14 protein-coding genes and 1 pseudogene are annotated in these 16518 nt (G+C 70.5%); 9 read left to right on the forward strand and 6 right to left on the reverse strand.

The features are described from left to right. Positions 1 to 2 precede the first annotated feature (2 nt). Positions 3 to 539, forward strand: coding sequence for a hypothetical protein (locus K8O92_27585; GenBank protein ID UAK31503.1), 537 nt, complete (start codon positions 3 to 5; stop codon positions 537 to 539). Between the two features lie 15 nt (positions 540 to 554). Continuing rightward, positions 555 to 2648 (forward strand): MMPL family transporter, encoded by a 2094-nt coding sequence (locus tag K8O92_27590; GenBank protein ID UAK31504.1) that lies wholly within the window; start codon positions 555 to 557, stop codon positions 2646 to 2648. A 189-nt stretch (positions 2649 to 2837) separates the two neighbouring features. On the opposite strand, the gene K8O92_27595 is transcribed toward K8O92_27590, so the two are convergent. The 4 genes from K8O92_27595 to K8O92_27610 form a co-directional block, all read right to left on the reverse strand. After that, positions 2838 to 3671, reverse strand: a complete 834-nt coding sequence (locus K8O92_27595) for a heme ABC transporter ATP-binding protein (protein ID UAK31505.1) — start codon at positions 3669 to 3671, stop codon at positions 2838 to 2840. Between the two features lie 82 nt (positions 3672 to 3753). Continuing rightward, positions 3754 to 4848, reverse strand: coding sequence for an iron ABC transporter permease (locus K8O92_27600; protein UAK31506.1), 1095 nt, complete (start codon positions 4846 to 4848; stop codon positions 3754 to 3756). Further along, on the reverse strand, positions 4845 to 5900 hold the full coding sequence (locus K8O92_27605) for an ABC transporter substrate-binding protein (GenBank protein UAK31507.1): 1056 nt from the start codon (positions 5898 to 5900) through the stop codon (positions 4845 to 4847). Before K8O92_27605 ends, K8O92_27600 begins: the two co-directional genes overlap by 4 nt. Positions 5901 to 5920: 20 nt before the next feature. Further along, on the reverse strand, positions 5921 to 6886 hold the full coding sequence (locus K8O92_27610; protein UAK31508.1) for an aldo/keto reductase: 966 nt from the start codon (positions 6884 to 6886) through the stop codon (positions 5921 to 5923). Between the two features lie 291 nt (positions 6887 to 7177). Here K8O92_27610 and K8O92_27615 point away from each other — a divergent pair, with 291 nt between their 5' ends. The 7 genes from K8O92_27615 (at position 7178) to K8O92_27645 (ending at position 13360) form a co-directional block, all read left to right on the forward strand. Continuing rightward, the gene (locus K8O92_27615) at positions 7178 to 8107 is read left to right on the forward strand and encodes an undecaprenyl-diphosphate phosphatase (GenBank protein UAK31509.1); all 930 of its coding nucleotides are present in this window, start codon (positions 7178 to 7180) and stop codon (positions 8105 to 8107) included. Positions 8108 to 8123: 16 nt separating this feature from the next. Next, positions 8124 to 8882 (forward strand): MSMEG_4193 family putative phosphomutase, encoded by a 759-nt coding sequence (locus K8O92_27620; GenBank protein UAK31510.1) that lies wholly within the window; start codon positions 8124 to 8126, stop codon positions 8880 to 8882. Between the two features lie 73 nt (positions 8883 to 8955). Then, positions 8956 to 9540 (forward strand): DUF3090 domain-containing protein, encoded by a 585-nt coding sequence (locus tag K8O92_27625; GenBank protein ID UAK31511.1) that lies wholly within the window; start codon positions 8956 to 8958, stop codon positions 9538 to 9540. A gap of 4 nt (positions 9541 to 9544) precedes the next feature. Further along, on the forward strand, positions 9545 to 10354 hold the full coding sequence (locus K8O92_27630) for an SCO1664 family protein (protein UAK31512.1): 810 nt from the start codon (positions 9545 to 9547) through the stop codon (positions 10352 to 10354). An 84-nt stretch (positions 10355 to 10438) separates the two neighbouring features. After that, a complete protein-coding gene (locus K8O92_27635; protein ID UAK31513.1) occupies positions 10439 to 10861 on the forward strand; it encodes a hypothetical protein in 423 nt (140 codons plus the stop codon). A gap of 137 nt (positions 10862 to 10998) precedes the next feature. Then, positions 10999 to 12237: a cysteine--1-D-myo-inosityl 2-amino-2-deoxy-alpha-D-glucopyranoside ligase gene (gene mshC / locus K8O92_27640; protein UAK31514.1), complete on the forward strand. Its 1239-nt coding sequence runs from the start codon at positions 10999 to 11001 to the stop codon at positions 12235 to 12237. A 43-nt stretch (positions 12238 to 12280) separates the two neighbouring features. Next, positions 12281 to 13360, forward strand: coding sequence for an MBL fold metallo-hydrolase (locus K8O92_27645; protein UAK31515.1), 1080 nt, complete (start codon positions 12281 to 12283; stop codon positions 13358 to 13360). Here K8O92_27645 and fadD11 read toward each other — a convergent pair. Continuing rightward, positions 13344 to 15191, reverse strand: a complete 1848-nt coding sequence (gene fadD11 / locus K8O92_27650) for a fatty acid--CoA ligase FadD11 (protein UAK31516.1) — start codon at positions 15189 to 15191, stop codon at positions 13344 to 13346. The genes K8O92_27645 and fadD11 overlap by 17 nt on opposite strands. Positions 15192 to 15914: 723 nt before the next feature. Beyond that, positions 15915 to 16508, reverse strand: a pseudogene (locus K8O92_27655) (TetR family transcriptional regulator). Between the last annotated feature and the right edge of the window lie 10 nt (positions 16509 to 16518).

The following is a 16518-nucleotide window of genomic DNA, read 5'->3' on the forward strand; positions in this document are numbered from 1 at the left end:
TGATGACCCACACACGACTCGCCCGCGCCGCGCTCACCGCCGCGGGCCTGCTGCTGGCCGCGGCGGCCGCCGCGTGCGGCAGCGACACCGTCGACGACGCCGCCGTCGACGCCGCCCGCTCGTCGGCCAACGCGTCGCTGTCGTCCTCGATCGCCGCCTCCTCCAGCGCCGCGCACCCGCCGCTGCCCACCGCCGCCGACCTCGACGCCCAGATCAAGCGGGCGCTGGACCCGGCACTGCCCGACAGCGAGCGCACCGCCCTCATCGAGGACGGGGAATCCTTCCGCCAAGCCATCCCCGACATGTACAAGGCGCTGCAGGACAACCCGCGCGCCGTCTACGGCGTGACCGACCCGGTGTTCGACAACCACGACGGCACGCTCACGGCCACCATGCGGCTGGACAAGGACGGCACCGGCACCGCGGTCCGCACCACGGTCGTGCATTTCGTGCTCGTAGACGGCAAGTGGAAGATCTCGCGCACCGACCTGTGCGGCATCCTGCGCTCGGCCGACTACCGCACCCCGGCCTGCGGCTGACCGGGCCGCGACGCGATGCGCCGTTCCGGATCACTGCGGTGGGGACGGTTCGTGCACCGCCACCGCTTCCTCGTCCTCGGCTTCTTCGTGCTGTTCGTGCTGGTCTCCGGCTGGTACGGCCGCGACTTGGCCGGGCGGCTGACGCAAGAAGGCTGGTTCGACGAGAGCAGCGAATCGGTCGCCGCCGCCGAACTGGCCGACGGCACCTTCGGCCGCGACACCGACAGCGACCTCATCCTGCTCTACACCGCGCCCGAAGGCGCCACCGTCGACGACCCGGCCGTCCGCGGCCCGGTCACCCGGCAGCTGGCCGGACTGCTGGCCACCTACCCCGACCGCATCCAGAAGATCGACAGCTACTGGGACAGCCCGTTCTCCGCCCAAGCCACCGACGCCACCCGCACCCACGCGTTCGCCAGCGTCGGATTGCGCGGCTCGGGCACCGCGACGGTGGAGAACTACACCGCGATCAAGGACCATCTCGGCGCCGGACGCGCAGGCGGCGGCCCCGGCGGCACGACGGTGCAACTGGCCGGGTTGCAGCCGATCGTCGAAGGCATCAACACCGGCATGCAACGCGACATCCGGCGCGCGGAGATGATCGCCCTGCCGCTGGTGGCGATCCTGCTGTACTTCGTGTTCGGCGGCGTGATCGGGGCGCTGCTGCCGGTGCTCATCGGCGGCATGACGATCCTGGGCACCCAGGGCGGGCTGCGGCTGCTGACCGACCACATCGACGTCAACGTCTTCGCCAGCGCGGTGATGACCCTGGTCAGCCTGGGGCTGGCGATCGACTACGGCCTGTTCACCGTCACCCGGTTCCGGGAGGAACTCGCCGCAGGCCACACCGTCGAAGACGCCACCGCCCGCACGGTCGCCACCGCCGGGCGCACGGTGCTGTTCTCGGCGGCGATCATCGCCGTCAGCCTGGGCGCGCTGTTCATCTTCCCCAACGGGGTACTGCGCTCGGTGCCGCTGGGCGGCATCAGCTCGGTCCTGCTGGCGGCGCTGCTGTCGGTGACCGCGCTCCCGGCGGCGTTGAGCATCGTCGGACGCCGTATCGACTTCCTGGGCTGGAAACGGTTCTCCCGCAGCAAAACCGAAGCGCAGATCGACGCCGGATTCTTCTCCCGTCTGGCGCTGTGGGCGATGCGCCGCCCGCTGGCGGTGGCCGTGCCCATCGTGCTGGCGCTGCTCGCGCTGAGCATCCCGATGCGCCACATCGAATTCGGCGGGCTCAGCGAACGGTACCTGGCCGACGACAGCCCGGCCCGGGTGGCGCAGGAACGGTTCGACGAACTGTTTCCCAGCTTCCGCACCGAACCTCTGAAACTGGTGGTCGTCGGCGCCGACCCGCGGCAACTGAGCGACATCCGCTACGCCGCCAACCAGGTCCCCGGTCTCACCGGACGCTTCGAGCCCGCAGCGGCTACCAAGGACGGCATCAACGTGCTCGCCGCCGGGCTGGCCGACAAACGCGACGCCGACCGGGTCATCGACGCGTTGCGCGCGATCCCCGACCCACCCGGGGTGCGGGTGATGATCGCCGGTGTGCCCGCACTGGAACGCGACAGCATCAACGGATTGCTCGACGGCCTGCCGACGCTGCTGGCCATCCTGGTGGCGGCGGCGCTGGCGCTGATGTACGCGGCGTTCGGCTCGCTGGTGCTGGCGCTGAAGGCCGTGGCGATGAGCGCGCTCAGTCTCGTGTCCACCCTGGGGGTGCTGACCTGGGTGTTCGTCGAGGGGCACGGCGCGGGGGTTTTCCACTTCACCCCGGGACCGTTGATGTTCGCAGTGCTGGCGCTGATCGTGACGGTGGTGTTCGGGTTGTCCACCGACTACGAGGTGTTTTTGCTGTCGCGGGTGTCGGAGGCCCGCACCGCCGGCGCGGACCCGCCCGAGGCGATCCGCTACGGCATCGCCCACACCGGCGGCGTGATCACCTCTGCGGCCGCGATCCTCATCGTGGTCACCGGCGCGTTCGGGTTCTCGGATCTGGTGCTGATGAAATACATCGCCTACGGCATGATCGCGGCGCTGATCCTGGACGCCACCGTGATCCGCATGCTGCTGACGCCCGCGGTGCTGAAACTGATCTGGCGATAACGCCGTCCGGCCGCAGCCCACCACGGCTCCGGCTGGCAAGCCTGCGGTTGCGGTGGGCGGCGCCACCGCGTGTGCGACCCGGCGTATCGACCCGACGCACACCTCGGTGTGGCATAGAGAACGCGCCCGAAGCGGGGCGGATCGGCGGCGCCCGGCCACGGCGACGACGGCCATCGCAGTGGCTCGAGCTCAGCGGCGCACGGGCAGGACCAGTTGGGCGCCGGTGACCGGGTGGTCGAGCACTTCGACCGGGTGCTGATAGACGCGCGTGAGCAGTTCGGTGGTGAGCACGTCGCGGGGCGGTCCGTCCGCGGCGAGGCGACCGGAATCGAGTACCGCGACGCGGTCGGCATAGGCGGCCGCGATACCGAGATCGTGCAGGACGACCACCACGGCGGCGCCTTCGGCGGCGCGGGCGGCGGCCAAGCCCAGCACGGATTCCTGATGCCCGAGATCCAGAGCCGCGGTGGGCTCGTCCAGCAGCAACGTGGCGGTGTCCTGCGCCAATACCCGCGCCAGCGCGACACGAGCGCGTTCACCGCCGGACAGGGTCGGAAACGACCGGGCGGCGAGGTGTTCGACGTCGGTGGCGGCCATCGCCGCGGCGATCTGTTTCTCGTCGAATTCGCGGCGCTCGGTGCGCACCCAGGGCGCGCGGCCCATCGCCACCACTTCGCGTGCGGTGAAGGGGAAGCCCACGGTATGGGTCTGCGGCAACACCGCTCGCCGCCGCGCCATGTCCAGCGTCGTCCAGTGCGACAACGGCTGCCCGTCCAGTTCCACCGTCCCCGCGCTGAGCGCCAATTCCCCGGCCAACGCGGCCAGCAGCGTCGACTTGCCAGCGCCGTTGGGTCCGACGAGGGCCACGATCCGCCCCGCCACCGCCTCGAAGTCGATACCGTCGAGCACCAGCCGTGACTGCCCGCCACTCCTGCGCCGGACGCTCACCCCGTCCGCCCGCACCGTCGCATCCCCCTTCCGCGGCCACTCCGGCAACTGGTGCACCGTCCGCAACACGCTCACTGCACACCCCCCTGCCCTGAGGGGCACACCATCGTGAGGTCTTCTCGGTGTTCGCGGCAGCCATGTGCCGCTGAAGGAGGGGTCATGCCCAGCCTCCGGAGCGGGCTCGGGTGCGGCGCAGCAGCCAGAAGAAGACAGGCCCGCCGATGAGGGAGGTGAGCATGCCGAGCGGGAGGTCGGCGTTGTCGACCAGGGAGCGGGCACTGACGTCGGCGGCCAGCAGCACCACCGCGCCGACCACGGCGCTGAGGGGGATCAGCACCCGGTGGGCGGGACCGACGAGCATCCGCACCAGGTGCGGGACGATGAGCCCGACGAACAGGATGATGCCGGTGAACGCGACACCGGCGGTCGCCAGGACCGCCACCACCACGATCACGTTGCGGCGCAGCCGCTCCACATCGACCCCGAGATGACGAGCCGCGGACTCCCCGAGCGCCAGCAGATCCAGCCGCGGCGCCAGCAGCACCGCCGCGGCGACTCCGACCGCGGCCAGCGGCGCCACCACACCGACCGACTCCCACGTGGCGCCGTTGAGCGAGCCCAACTGCCAGAACACGATCTGGTCGCGCGCCGCGGGGGAGGCCACGAACAGCAGCAACGCGATCAAACCGCCCGCGAAAGCATTGATCGCGACCCCGGTGAGCACGAGCGTGACGACCTCGGTGCGGCCGCCGGAGCGGGCCAGCAGATACACCAGCAACGTGGTCGCCAACCCCGCGACGAACGCCGCCGCGGCCACCGACCACGCCGCCACGAACGCCCCGCCCACGACGATGACCGTGCCCGCACCGACCGCCGCCCCCGCCGACACCCCGATCACCCCGGGCTCGGCGAGCGGATTGGCGAACACACCCTGCAACAACGCACCCGCTGTCGCCAGCGCCGCACCGACCAGCATCGCCAGCACCACCCGCGGGAACCGCACCTCCCACAGCGTCACCTCACCCGCCGGATGCGCGGGCATCGGCCCGATATCCAGCCCGATCCGGTGCAGCACGCTGCCGGCCACTTCGGCGGGCGTCGTCGGCACCTGCCCGATCGCCGCCGACACCACCGCCAACGCCACCAGACCCGCCACGGCGATCGTGAACGTCAGCAGCACCCGGGAACGGCCCCGCGACCTCGGCACGGACGTCACCGGCGGCCGCGCCGCCCGAGTCCCCGAAAAGCTCATGCCCCGGTGCCGTACACCGCCGCGCTCAGCGCCGCGATCACCCGGCCGGTGTTGGGCCCGAAACTCAGCAGCACCGCATCCGACATGTCCACCACCCGCCGGTCCCGCCCGGCCGGGGTCTGCGCGATACCGGGCACCTTCTGCAACCCCTCCACACCGCCGACGGACTTCAGACCATCCGACATCACCAGCAGCACATCCGGCGCAGCACCGATCATCGCCTCACTGGTGATCGCGGTGAACGGCTCGGTCAACCCGGCCACGGTGCCCGCGTCGCGCGCACCCAGCGCCGCGATCAACGCGTCCGCGCCCGACCCCGGGCCCGCCAGCATCGTGATCGCGGTGGAACGCAGATACAGGAACGCGATGGTCAACTGCGGGTCTTGATCGGGTACCGCGGCGCTCGCCGCGGCGATCTCGTCGCGGGTGCGCTGCGCCAGCGCCTGCCCCCGCTCCGGCACCCCCAGCGCGCCCGCCACCGCCTCGATCTGCGGCGTCACCCCGTTCATCGTGCGCTCCGGGTCGAAATAGACGACCGTGACACCTGCCGCGCGCAACTGCTCGCGCACCGCGGGAGCGGCGCTGGTGGTGTCGGTCAAGAACACCGACGGCCGCAACGCCAGCACCGATTCGATGTTCAGCGACCCGTTGCCACCCGCCACGTTGGGCACCTCGCGCACCGCCGGAAACGCCGCCGAGGTGCTGCGCCCGACCAGCTTGGGACCCAGCCCCAGCGCGTACACGATCTGCGCGAGCGTGCCGTAGCGGTCCACGGCGATGATGCGGGAGGCGTCGGTGACGGTGACCTCCGCGCCGTCGAACGAACGCACCGTCACCGGCAACGCGGGCGTAAGCTCCGGCCCGATCGGCACCGGATCCAGATCGGTCAGCGTCGCCGTGGTGGGCCCGTGCCCGCCGTGCGAGGAACCCGCGTCGCCGCCGCACGCCACCGACCCCGCCAGCAGGCACGCCGCGAGCAGAGCCGCCGCCGCACGCCACCACACGGCTCGGACTCGGTTCCCACGCCCACCCCGGGCCACTGCTGTGCTCATGCAGGCAAGGCTAATCTGTGTCACTCGGCGCGTGCACTGACGTCGTCCAGAGCGGCCGCGATCGCCCGCGGCAGTTCCAAGGTCTCGGCGGCCAGCACGCCGGTGAGCTGCCCGATGTCGCGGGCGCCCACGATCATGCTCGCGATGCCCGGCCGGTCACGGATCCAGGCCAGCGCCACCGCCAGCGGCGAGGTACCCAGCCCGTCGGCCGCGGTCACCAGCGCATCCACCACCCGGGTGGCACGGTCGTCGAGACCATCGCGGATCTCCGCGGCGGTCGCCTCGTCGGCGCCCCGCGAATCCGCCGGGACACCGTCGCGGTACTTCCCGGTCAAGATGCCACCCGCCAGCGGCGCCGAGGCGATCACCCCGACTCCGTGATACCGCGCGGCCGGTACGACATCGTCCTCGGCACCCCGCGCCAGCAGCGAATACGGTGTCTGCGCCGCGGTGACCGGCGCGACCGCCGCCAAGCTCGCCAACTGCCAGGCCCCGAACCCGCGCACCCCCGCGTAACGGACCCGGCCCGACCGCACCGCCTGCTCCACCGTCGATGCGACCTCCTCCAGCGGCGTGCGCGGATCCCACACCGCGACGTTCCAGATGTCGAGGTGATCGGTGCCGAACTCCAGCAGCGTGCGATCCAGCTGCCGCAGCAGCGTCCGCCGCGAGGTGTCCACCGTGACCTGCGCCGCTCCCGGCACCGGCACCCCGGCGGCGGAGAACCCCCACGGCGCGGTCCCCGCGCACCCGCTGAGCACCAGATCGTCGCGGGAGACCAGATCGCCCAGCAGTTCGGCCAGGATCCGCTGCGCGGCGCCACCGGCGTAGGCGGGGGAGGTGTCCACCAGCGTGCCGCCGGCCTCGACGAACGCCACCAGCTGCCCCGCGGCGTCCTCGGCGTCGGTGTGCGAACCCCAGGTATGGGTCGCCAGGCCCATCCGCGATACCCGCAGGCCGCTACGGCCCACCGTCCGCTGTTCCATCACCGTGTCCGCGCATTCGTCACGGCGCCAAGCCTAGAGTGTGGATACGCGACACGGCGCCCACCAGCACAGTGGGTCGCACATCGGTGCGCGGGCAAACCGCCCCACCCTCGCAAACCCGCGCGGTGACCGCAGCGCAGCGGCCGGGCACGCCGCACCGGCCTCGACACTGTACTGTCGCTGCGTGATTGGGGCGGTAACGACGGTGACGCGACCGAGCGCCGCGCCAACGCCCAGGCAGGAACGCGTGTTTCGCGCGGAAGTGGAGGATGGTTTGTGGTTGGCGAGTCGATGACCTGGGTGCAGGCCTTGGTGCTGGGGCTGGTACAGGGACTCACGGAGTTTCTGCCGATCTCCTCCTCGGCGCATCTGCGCATCGTGTCGGCGGTCTTCTACGGCGAAGACGCCGGCGCCTCGTTCACCGCGGTCACCCAACTGGGCACCGAGGCCGCGGTGCTGGTGTTCTTCGCCAAGGACATCTGGCGGATCGTGCTGGCCTGGTTCGCGGGCCTGCGCACGCACGTGACCGCGCGCGGTCGCCAGGAACTGCCGCTGCACGATCAGCCCACCACCAAACTTCCGGTCCTCACCGCCGACCACACACGCGTCCTGGACGAACAGGCCCAGCGCGAACTCGACTACCGCATCGGCTGGTATGTGATCATCGCCACCATCCCGATCGGTGTGCTGGGTTTCGTGTTCAAGGACCAGATCCGCACCGGCGCCCGCAACCTGTGGCTGGTGGCGTTCATGCTGATCTTCTTCGCCCTGGTCATCGCCGCCGGTGAGTACTTCGGCCGCAAGGAGCGCTCGATCGAGCAGCTGACCACCCGCGACGGCCTGGCCATGGGTTTCGCGCAATGCCTGGCGCTGATCCCCGGGGTCTCGCGTTCCGGAGCGACCTCGACCGCGGGCCTGTTCCTGGGATTGGAGCGCGAAGCGGCCGTGCGGTTTTCGTTCCTGCTGGCCATTCCGGCGGTGACCGCCTCGGGACTGTTCAGCCTGCCGGACGCGTTCGAACCCGCTGGTGAGGGACTCAACGCCAGTGGGCCGCAACTGCTGGTGGCCACCGTGCTGGCGTTCGTGGTCGGCTACGCGTCGGTGGCGTGGCTGCTGCGTTTCGTGGCACGGCATTCGCTGTACTGGTTCGTCGGCTACCGCATCGTGCTCGGCGCGATCATCATGGGTCTGCTGGCGGGCGGCGTGGTCTCGGCGACATGATCGCTAGGCTTGCCGCATGACGGTGATCCTGTTGCGGCACGGTGTGTCGACCTCGAACACCGCCCGCACCCTGGCCGGTCGCAGTACCGGCGTCGAGCTCACCGAGCGCGGCGAGGAGCAGGCGAGGACCGTGGCCGAACGATTGGCCGGGCTGCCGATCGAACGCATCGTGCACTCTCCGCTGCTGCGCTGTCAGCGCACGGTCGCACCGCTGGCGGAAAAGTTCGGCCTGGAACCGGTTTTCGACGATCGGCTGCTCGAGGTGGACTACGGCGAGTGGACCGGCCGCCCCCTCGCCGAACTACTGGAGGAGCCGCTGTGGAAAGTCGTGCAGCGACATGCCTCCGGCGCGGTGTTCCCCGGCGGTGAGGGCTTGGCTCAGGTACAGGCCCGTGCGGTGGCCGCGATCCGCGACCACGACCGCGCGCTGGCCGAGCAGCACGGCGGCGACGCACTGTGGGTGGCGTGCACGCACGGCGACGTGATCAAGTCGGTGCTCGCCGACGCGCTGGGCATCCATCTCGACGGCTTCCAGCGGATCGTCGTCGAGCCCGCCTCGCTCAGCGTCGTGCGCTACACCCCGACCGCGCCCTACGTGTGGCGGCTCAACGACACCGGCGCCGATCTGTCCGCCCTCGCAGCGTCCGGCGGGCAACGCCCGGCGGCGGCGTCGGCGGCCCCGGGACCGGAGGTCTCCGGCCCTGTTCCCGGTGGCGAGCTCGGCGCCGCGGGGAGTGCGGATAATGGGAATGCGGAGCGCCGCGATTCCTTGTAAACAACCGAGCGGTCGTTGTATGGAATCCCCGCGCCGCGGGTAGTCGATCAGGGTCACGTATCAGGAGGTGCATGTGTCACGCGCAATCCATGTATTCCGCACCCCCGATCGTTTCGTCGCCGGGACCGTCGGTGAGCCGGGCGATCGCGCGTTCTATCTGCAGGCGGTGCAGGAACCGCGCGTGGTCAGCGTGCTGCTGGAAAAGCAGCAGGTGAAGGTGCTCGCCGACCGGATGGGCCTGCTGCTGGACGAGGTCGCGCGCCGCTTCGGCGCGGAAGTGCCCCCGCAGGCAGAGGACGTCAGCGACAACGCGCCGCTGGTCACCCCGATCGACGCCGAATTCCGGGTCGGCACCATGGGCCTGGGCTGGGACGCCGACGCAGGCGCGGTGGTGGTGGAGCTGCTGGCGATCACCGAGACCGAGGTCGACGAGTCGGTAGTGCTCGACGACACCGAAGAGGGCCCCGACGCGGTGCGGGTGTTCCTCACCCCGATCCAGGCACGCGAATTCGCGCTGCGCTCCACCCGGGTGATCGCGGCGGGCCGCCCACCGTGCCCGCTGTGCGGCGAACCGCTGTCGGCGCGCGGGCACATGTGCGTACGCACCAACGGCTACAAGCGCGGCGACATCTTCGGCGCGGCCGAACTAGAGGAGTGATTCGGTGGCGCAGGCCGGGGACGGATTCCACAGCGGCGAACTGACGGTGATCGGGCGGGTGAACACCGCCAGCAACGTCACCCTGGTCTGCGAGGTGACCGACACCGCCGCCGGCGACGCGCCGCTTCGGGTGGTCTACAAGCCGATCCGCGGCGAACGACCACTGTGGGACTTCCCCGACGGCACCCTGGCCGGGCGTGAGGTGGCCTCCTACCTGATCTCCGAGGCGATCGGGTGGGGCGTGATCCCGGAAACCATTCTGCGCGAAGGGCCTTTCGGCCCCGGCATGGTGCAACGCTGGGTCGTCGGCGTGGACAACCACACCGACCGCGGCGACCGGCTGGACCTGATCGATCTGTGCCCCGCGGGCGCGGTCCCCGACGGATTCCGCGAGGTGCTGCGCGCACAGGACGACGCGGGCAACGAAGTCTCGCTGATCCACGCCGACGATCCGCGGTTGCAGCGCGTGGCCTTGTTGGACGTGCTGCTCAACAACGCCGACCGCAAAGGCGGGCACGCCCTGGAAGGAGTGGACGGGCAGGTCTACGGCGTCGACCACGGCATCTGCCTGCACACCGACCACAAACTGCGCACCGTGTTGTGGGGCTGGGCCGGTCAACCCATCGGCGAGGGTCTGATCGCGGACGTCACCGCGTTCGCCAAACAACTGCCGGGCGAGTTCGCCGACACCCTCAGCCGGCACATCAGCGACGCCGAGATCGACGCGTTGATCGAGCGCACCCAGCAGGTGCTCGACGAGCCGGTGATGCCGCTGCCACGCACCGCACGCCCCATTCCCTGGCCCGCCTTCTGAGCGTGACCGCCGCCGATGCCGCGCGGGAAGATTCCTGGCACAGTTGAAGCTTCCAATGCCCGGCGCGACGAGCAGGAGAACGCGATGACCCACGCGAGCGGAGACCGCGCCGCGCCGGCGGTGCGGATCGTCATCGGCGCCCCGACCTACCGCATCGCGCTGCACTACCTGCGCCTGTATGACAAGAAGCCATATCCCGACACCGACCTGCATCTCTACGACAACGGCGTCTACTGGCTGAGCTCGGAAGGGGAGAACCACTTCGGGGTCTATGTCCTCACCGAGGGCTCGGTGGACTCCGGGCGGTTCACCATGCGGTTCATCTCGTTACCTTCTCCGGACTGGGGCGATACCGTCGCCTATCACGAACTCGAGTTCGACGTCGCCCGCGGCCGATTCACCCAGCTCGCGCTCGCCGACACCGACCCCGACATCCCCGAACTGGACGGAACGTTCGCGATCACCCGCAATCCGATCGCCGATCCCACCCGCCGCGCCGACGGGTGATTCAGCGAAACCGAAATCATTGACATCCCACGATTTGCTGGAAGACGCAGGTCGCGGCGGACGAGGACTACCGGGGGACGAGCGGGGACACCGGGGCGGGAGCGGATGACCTCCACCACACCTTTACCCTCGTAAGCATGCAGTCCTGGTCCGATACCGCCCTCCCGACCGTCCCCGGAGCAGGACCGCCGCTGCGGTTGTACGACACCGCCGACCGTCAGGTGCGCCCGGTCGCCCCCGGCGCCACCGCAACCATGTACGTCTGCGGCATCACCCCCTACGACGCCACCCACCTCGGGCACGCCGCGACCTACCTGACCTTCGACCTGGTCAACCGGCTGTGGCGCGACGCAGGCCACGAGGTGCACTACGTGCAGAACGTCACCGACGTCGATGATCCGCTGTTCGAACGCGCCGCCCGCGACGGCTTGGACTGGCGCGAGCTCGGCGCCTCGGAAACCGATCTGTTCCGCGAGGACATGTCCGCGCTGCGGATCATCCCGCCGCGCGACTACGTCGGCGCCGTCGAATCCGTCGACGAGGTCGTGGAATTCGTGCAGAAACTGCTGGCTTCCGGCGCCGCCTACATCGTCGAGGACGCCGAGTACCCCGACGTCTACTTCCGCGCCGACGCCACCGAACAGTTCGGCTACGAGTCCGGCTACGACCGCGCCACCATGGAGCGGCTGTTCGCCGAACGCGGCGGCGACCCCGACCGTCCCGGCAAACGCGACGCCATCGACGCGCTGCTGTGGCGCTCCGCGCGTCCGGGCGAGCCGTCCTGGCCCGCCCCCTTCGGCCCGGGGCGTCCCGGCTGGCACATCGAGTGTTCGGCGATCGCGCTGAACCGCATCGGCCCGGAGTTCGACATCCAGGGCGGCGGCAGTGACCTGATCTACCCCCACCACGAGTACTCCGCCGCTCACGCCGAGTCGCTCATCGCCGGCCGTCGCTTCGCCCGCCACTACGTGCACGCCGGACTGATCGGGCTGGACGGGGAGAAGATGTCGAAGTCCCGCGGCAACCTCGTGCTGGTGTCGGCGCTGCGCCGCGGCGGCGTCGACCCGGCCGCCATCCGCCTCGGCCTGCTGGCCGGCCACTACCGCCAGGACCGGATGTGGACCGATGCCGTGCTCGAGCAGGCGCAGCGGCGCCTGACCCTCTGGCGCGAGGCCGCCGCCCGCCCGGCGGGCCCTTCGGCCGCCGACACCGTCGCCCGCCTGCGCCAGCACCTGGCCGACGACCTGGACACCCCCAAAGCGCTCGACGCGATCGACAACTGGGCCCGCCGGGCCCTCGACTACGGCGGCCGCGACACCGACGCGCCCACTCTGATCACCACCGCCGTCGACGCCCTGCTCGGCATCCGGCTGTAGTCGAACGCTTGCCCCATCCTCTCGCGCGTGGTGGGGTACCGGTGTGTGCACGCTTCCCGGCTCGGGCCTGTTCGGTCCCGGCGGCAAACTGGCGACTCTCGCGGCCGGACGATTGCGGCCCGCGGCCGATCCCGCCGATCCACGCACGATCGCGGCACGCACCCGATTCTTCGGCGCCGACACCGTCGATCCCGGCAACGGCGCGCTGCGCACGGACCGGGTCGTGCTGTCCTGGGTGGGCTGCACCACCTACGCCCTGGCCATCGGCGGGGCGGTGTTCCTGCTCGACGCGTGGGTGCCGCGGCTGACCAGCACCGGATACGTCCCGGCCACCCCACAGCAGTTGGTGGATCTGGCGCCCGCGGCGATCTTCATCGGTCACGGCCACTTCGACCACGCCGCCGACGCAGGCCGGATCGCCCAGGCCTGCGGCGCAGGCGTGCACGGCACCGCCGAGCACTGCGCGGCGATCGCCGCACAGGTCACCGACCCGGCGTTCCCGACCGTCCGCCACGGTGACGCCGACACCGCGGTCGGCACCCGACACGACTACACCGTCGGCGAGGTCGAGGTGACCGTTGTCCGGCACCTGCACTCCGCACGCACCCCACCCGATACCGTGGACGGCTCGCCACGTTTCTTCCCCCGTCCCGAACCGGGCGTGATGCGCACACACCCGCCGACGCTCGCCGGCCTGCTGCAAGGGCTGCCGCGCTTGCGCGACCCCGAAGGCGGCGTGCTGCTGTATCAGTTCCGGGTGCCCGGCTTCGCGCTGGTCTGGCACGACTCGACCGGACCGCTCACCGAGCGCGCACCTCACGTGTTCGACGTCCTCGCCGCGCTACCGGCCACCGACGTGCAGATCGGCGCGGTGCAGGGCTACAACCAGATCAGCAACGGCCTGCGCGATCCCCGCACCTACATCCAGGCACTCACCCCGGCGCTGTTCGTCCCGGCCCATCACGACAACTGGCTGCCCGGCCTCACCGCGAGCGCGTCACACTACGACGCGCCGCTGCGCACGGAACTGGACAAGATTCCCGCGGCGCGGCGACCGGAACTGCGCGCCCTGCACGATCCCGCCGACTACATCCGCCCGCAGCGCCTCACGTTCCCGCTGTGAGCGCGTCCGCATCACCGACCCGGGATCCTCGCGGCCGCGCTCGGGGTTCGTGCACGGTCTCGGCGAGGGCCTCGGCGTAGAGCAGGGCGATCCGGTCGGCGTATTTGGCCTCGATCGGTTTGCGCCGCAACTTCATCGTCAAGGTCACCTCGTCACCGCCGGGTTCCCAGAAGACCGGCAGCACGGTGAACCGTTTGATCTGCTCGACCCGCGACAAGGTCGCGTTGCCCGCGGACACCCCGTGCCCGATCTGCGCGATGACACCCGCGTCGGCGGCCAGCGCAGCCGCCGACGCGTCCGGCAGCGCATGCCGGGCGGCATACAGTGCCGCGGTTTCGGCATCGAGCACGATCAACGCCGTGTTGTAGGGGCGCGCGTCCCCGATGGTGGCGATGGCGCCGACGAGCGGGGTGGCGGCCTTGATCGCGTTCTCGATGTTGGCCGGCGACATGTTCTTTCCCGCCGAGTTGATGATCAGCTCTTTCTTGCGGTCGACCACCCGCAGGTAGCCATCGGCGTCGACGGACAGGATGTCGCCGGTGTGCAGCCAGCCCTCGGCATCGAGCGCCTCGGCGGTCTGCTGCGGCTGTTTGCGGTATCCCTTCATCACCAGCGGTCCCCGCACCAGGAATTCCCCGTCCTCGGCGATGCGCCACTGCATCCCCGGCAGCATCCGGCCCACCGAGCCCAGCCGCGCCTGCTGTGGCGAACACGCGCTGGCCACGCAGGTCAGCTCGGACATGCCCCAGATCTCGGAGATCGGGATGCCGAGCCCGAAGAAGAACGCGAGGGTCTGCGGGGGAATCGGCGCGGCGCCCGACATCGCCCACTTCAGCTGGTCCAGACCGATCTTCGCGCGCAAACCCGACAAGACCAGTTCGCCGGCCTCCGCCCATTCCTCGGCCAGCGCCGCATCGATCGGCTCCCCGCGCAGTTGCGCGCCGGCCTTGCGCGCCGCCACGCCCAGCGCCCATTCCAGCGCGCCGCGCTTGGTGTCGTCGCGCTCGTCGGCGACGGAGAACTCGATGGCCGCCTTCATCTTCTCCCAGACCCGCGGCACCGCACCCCAGATCGTCGGGTGCACGTCGACCAGCGCGGCGGGCAGCAGTGACCGGTCGGGCACCACGGTGATCTGCGTGCCGTACACCTGCTGCAGATACAGCGAGCAGAACCGGTCGGCCATGTGCGCCGAGGGCAGGTAGGAGGTCTGGCGGTCACCGAACTCGACGGGCAGCACCGCGTGGAACGCGCGCGCCTCGGCCAGCAGATTGGCGTGGGTGATCTCCACGCCCTTCGGGTTGCCGGTGGTGCCGGAGGTGTAGACGAGGGTGAGCACGTCCTCGGGCCGCACCGCCCGCCAGGTCGCCTCGAAGTCGAAATCGGGGCGACCCAGGGCTTTCAGCTCGTCCAGTCCGACCGTCCCGGGAACGGTGGCGTCGATGCAGACGACGGTGTCGACGGTCGCGCCGCAACCGCGGATGCGCTCGAGGTACTGCTGTTCGCAGATCACCACCTTGTTGCCCGCGTTGGCGAACACATAGTTCAACTGTTCGGGGGAGAGGGTGTTGTACACCGAGAACGAGGTCGCGCCGGTGTGCTGCGCGCCGACCTCCAGGGGATAGAACTCCACCCGGTTGCCCATCATCAACGCCACGGTGTCACCGCGGCCGACGCCCAGCGCGGCCAGCCCCGCCGCGACCGCGCGAACCTGTTCGGCGTACTCGCGCCAAGTTAGTGCCCGCTCGCCGCCGATGGACCGCACGGCCACCGCGTCCGGATCGATCGCCGCGGTGTGTTGGAATGCGGCACAGGACGTGTTCGGTTCGTTCATCGCACACCTCGTTCGGTACATCCCTGTGCACCGGACAGTAGGTGCCCGACCCGCCGCGTGGGAGCGTTTCGACCGATTCCGCACGGTGAGTTCATGCCCACGCGACGGTAATTCCCCTGTCCGGCAACAGGTTCGGCGCGTCGAGAGGCTCGATCGTGACGAGTTCGGCCGCAGGCGCGCTCAGGTGATCGTGTGAGTGACTCGACGCTGCCCCGCCACGACATGCGCGGCGGGGGCTCGTCCCGAGCTCAGGCGAACAAAAGGCGCAGCACACCACCGATGGACGAATTGCTTTCATGAATTCGACGACGCATTGCACCGCCGGCATCCGAAAAGCGCGCCGCATCCGATCCGACGCCGCGAAGCACACCGTATCCGCATTCACCGGACTCGGGAAAGTTGCTGTGGCACAGCGTTTCCGCGACCGTGACCGGGAGCGGTGACCGACCTCTCCTAGCCGGTCAGCGCCGCGACGGCGGTGGCGTACATGGTGTGGGCACCGGCAGGGTGTTGGAGTAGAACTTGCCACTGGCCGTGGTGACCAGGCCGTGGGCGCCGTCGGCGAGCGCGGTGTCGAGGTGGGCGCCGACCTGTTCGAGGAAGTCGGGGGAGAAGCGGTTCCCCTCGCCGCCGAGATCGAGCACGGCGATCTTGTCGTGGTAGTCGAGCGTGGGCATGGTGGTTCCTTCCGTGAGGGGGTCGCGGATCGGGGGGGCACCGGGGCGGCGGGCCGACGTCGAGGACGGCGCGTACGGCGCTGCGGAGGTACTCCCGCGCGCGGGGATCCGCCAGCCGGTCACGACGCAACAGCACGGCGGTGGGCAGGTCGACCAGGCACAGGGTCATGACGTCGACGGCGTGGCGGTCACCGCGCTGCCACAGCTGACGCGACAACCGCACCAGCAGCTCCACCGCCACCGCGTCGGTGGCCGCCAGGTCGGCGGCGACACCCTCGGGTACATCGCCCAGCAACTCCTCGCGCCGCACGGCGAGCAATAGCCGGGAGGAGTCGGGGTGGCGTTCGGCGAAGAGCGCGGGCGCCTCGGCGGCCGCGACCACCGCCTCGCCGGCGTCGCGACTGACGAGTGCGTCGGCGACCAGCGCGGTTTGCAGGTCGAGGAACCGGCGCGCGGCGCGCAGCCAGGTGCGGCCGAGCAGCTCCGCGTGGGATCCGAAGGTGTGGTAGATCGCGCCGTTGGAGATGCCGGTGGCGGCCGCGACCGCGCGGGTGGTGACCGCGGCGGGGCCGGAGCGAACGGCCAGTGACTCCGCGGCGTCGAGCACGAGATCAGGATCGTGGATGCGGGGCCGGGGCATGACGACACCA

It is taken from the genome of Nocardia asteroides (genome assembly GCA_019930625.1).
GTDB lineage: Bacteria > Actinomycetota > Actinomycetes > Mycobacteriales > Mycobacteriaceae > Nocardia > Nocardia sputi.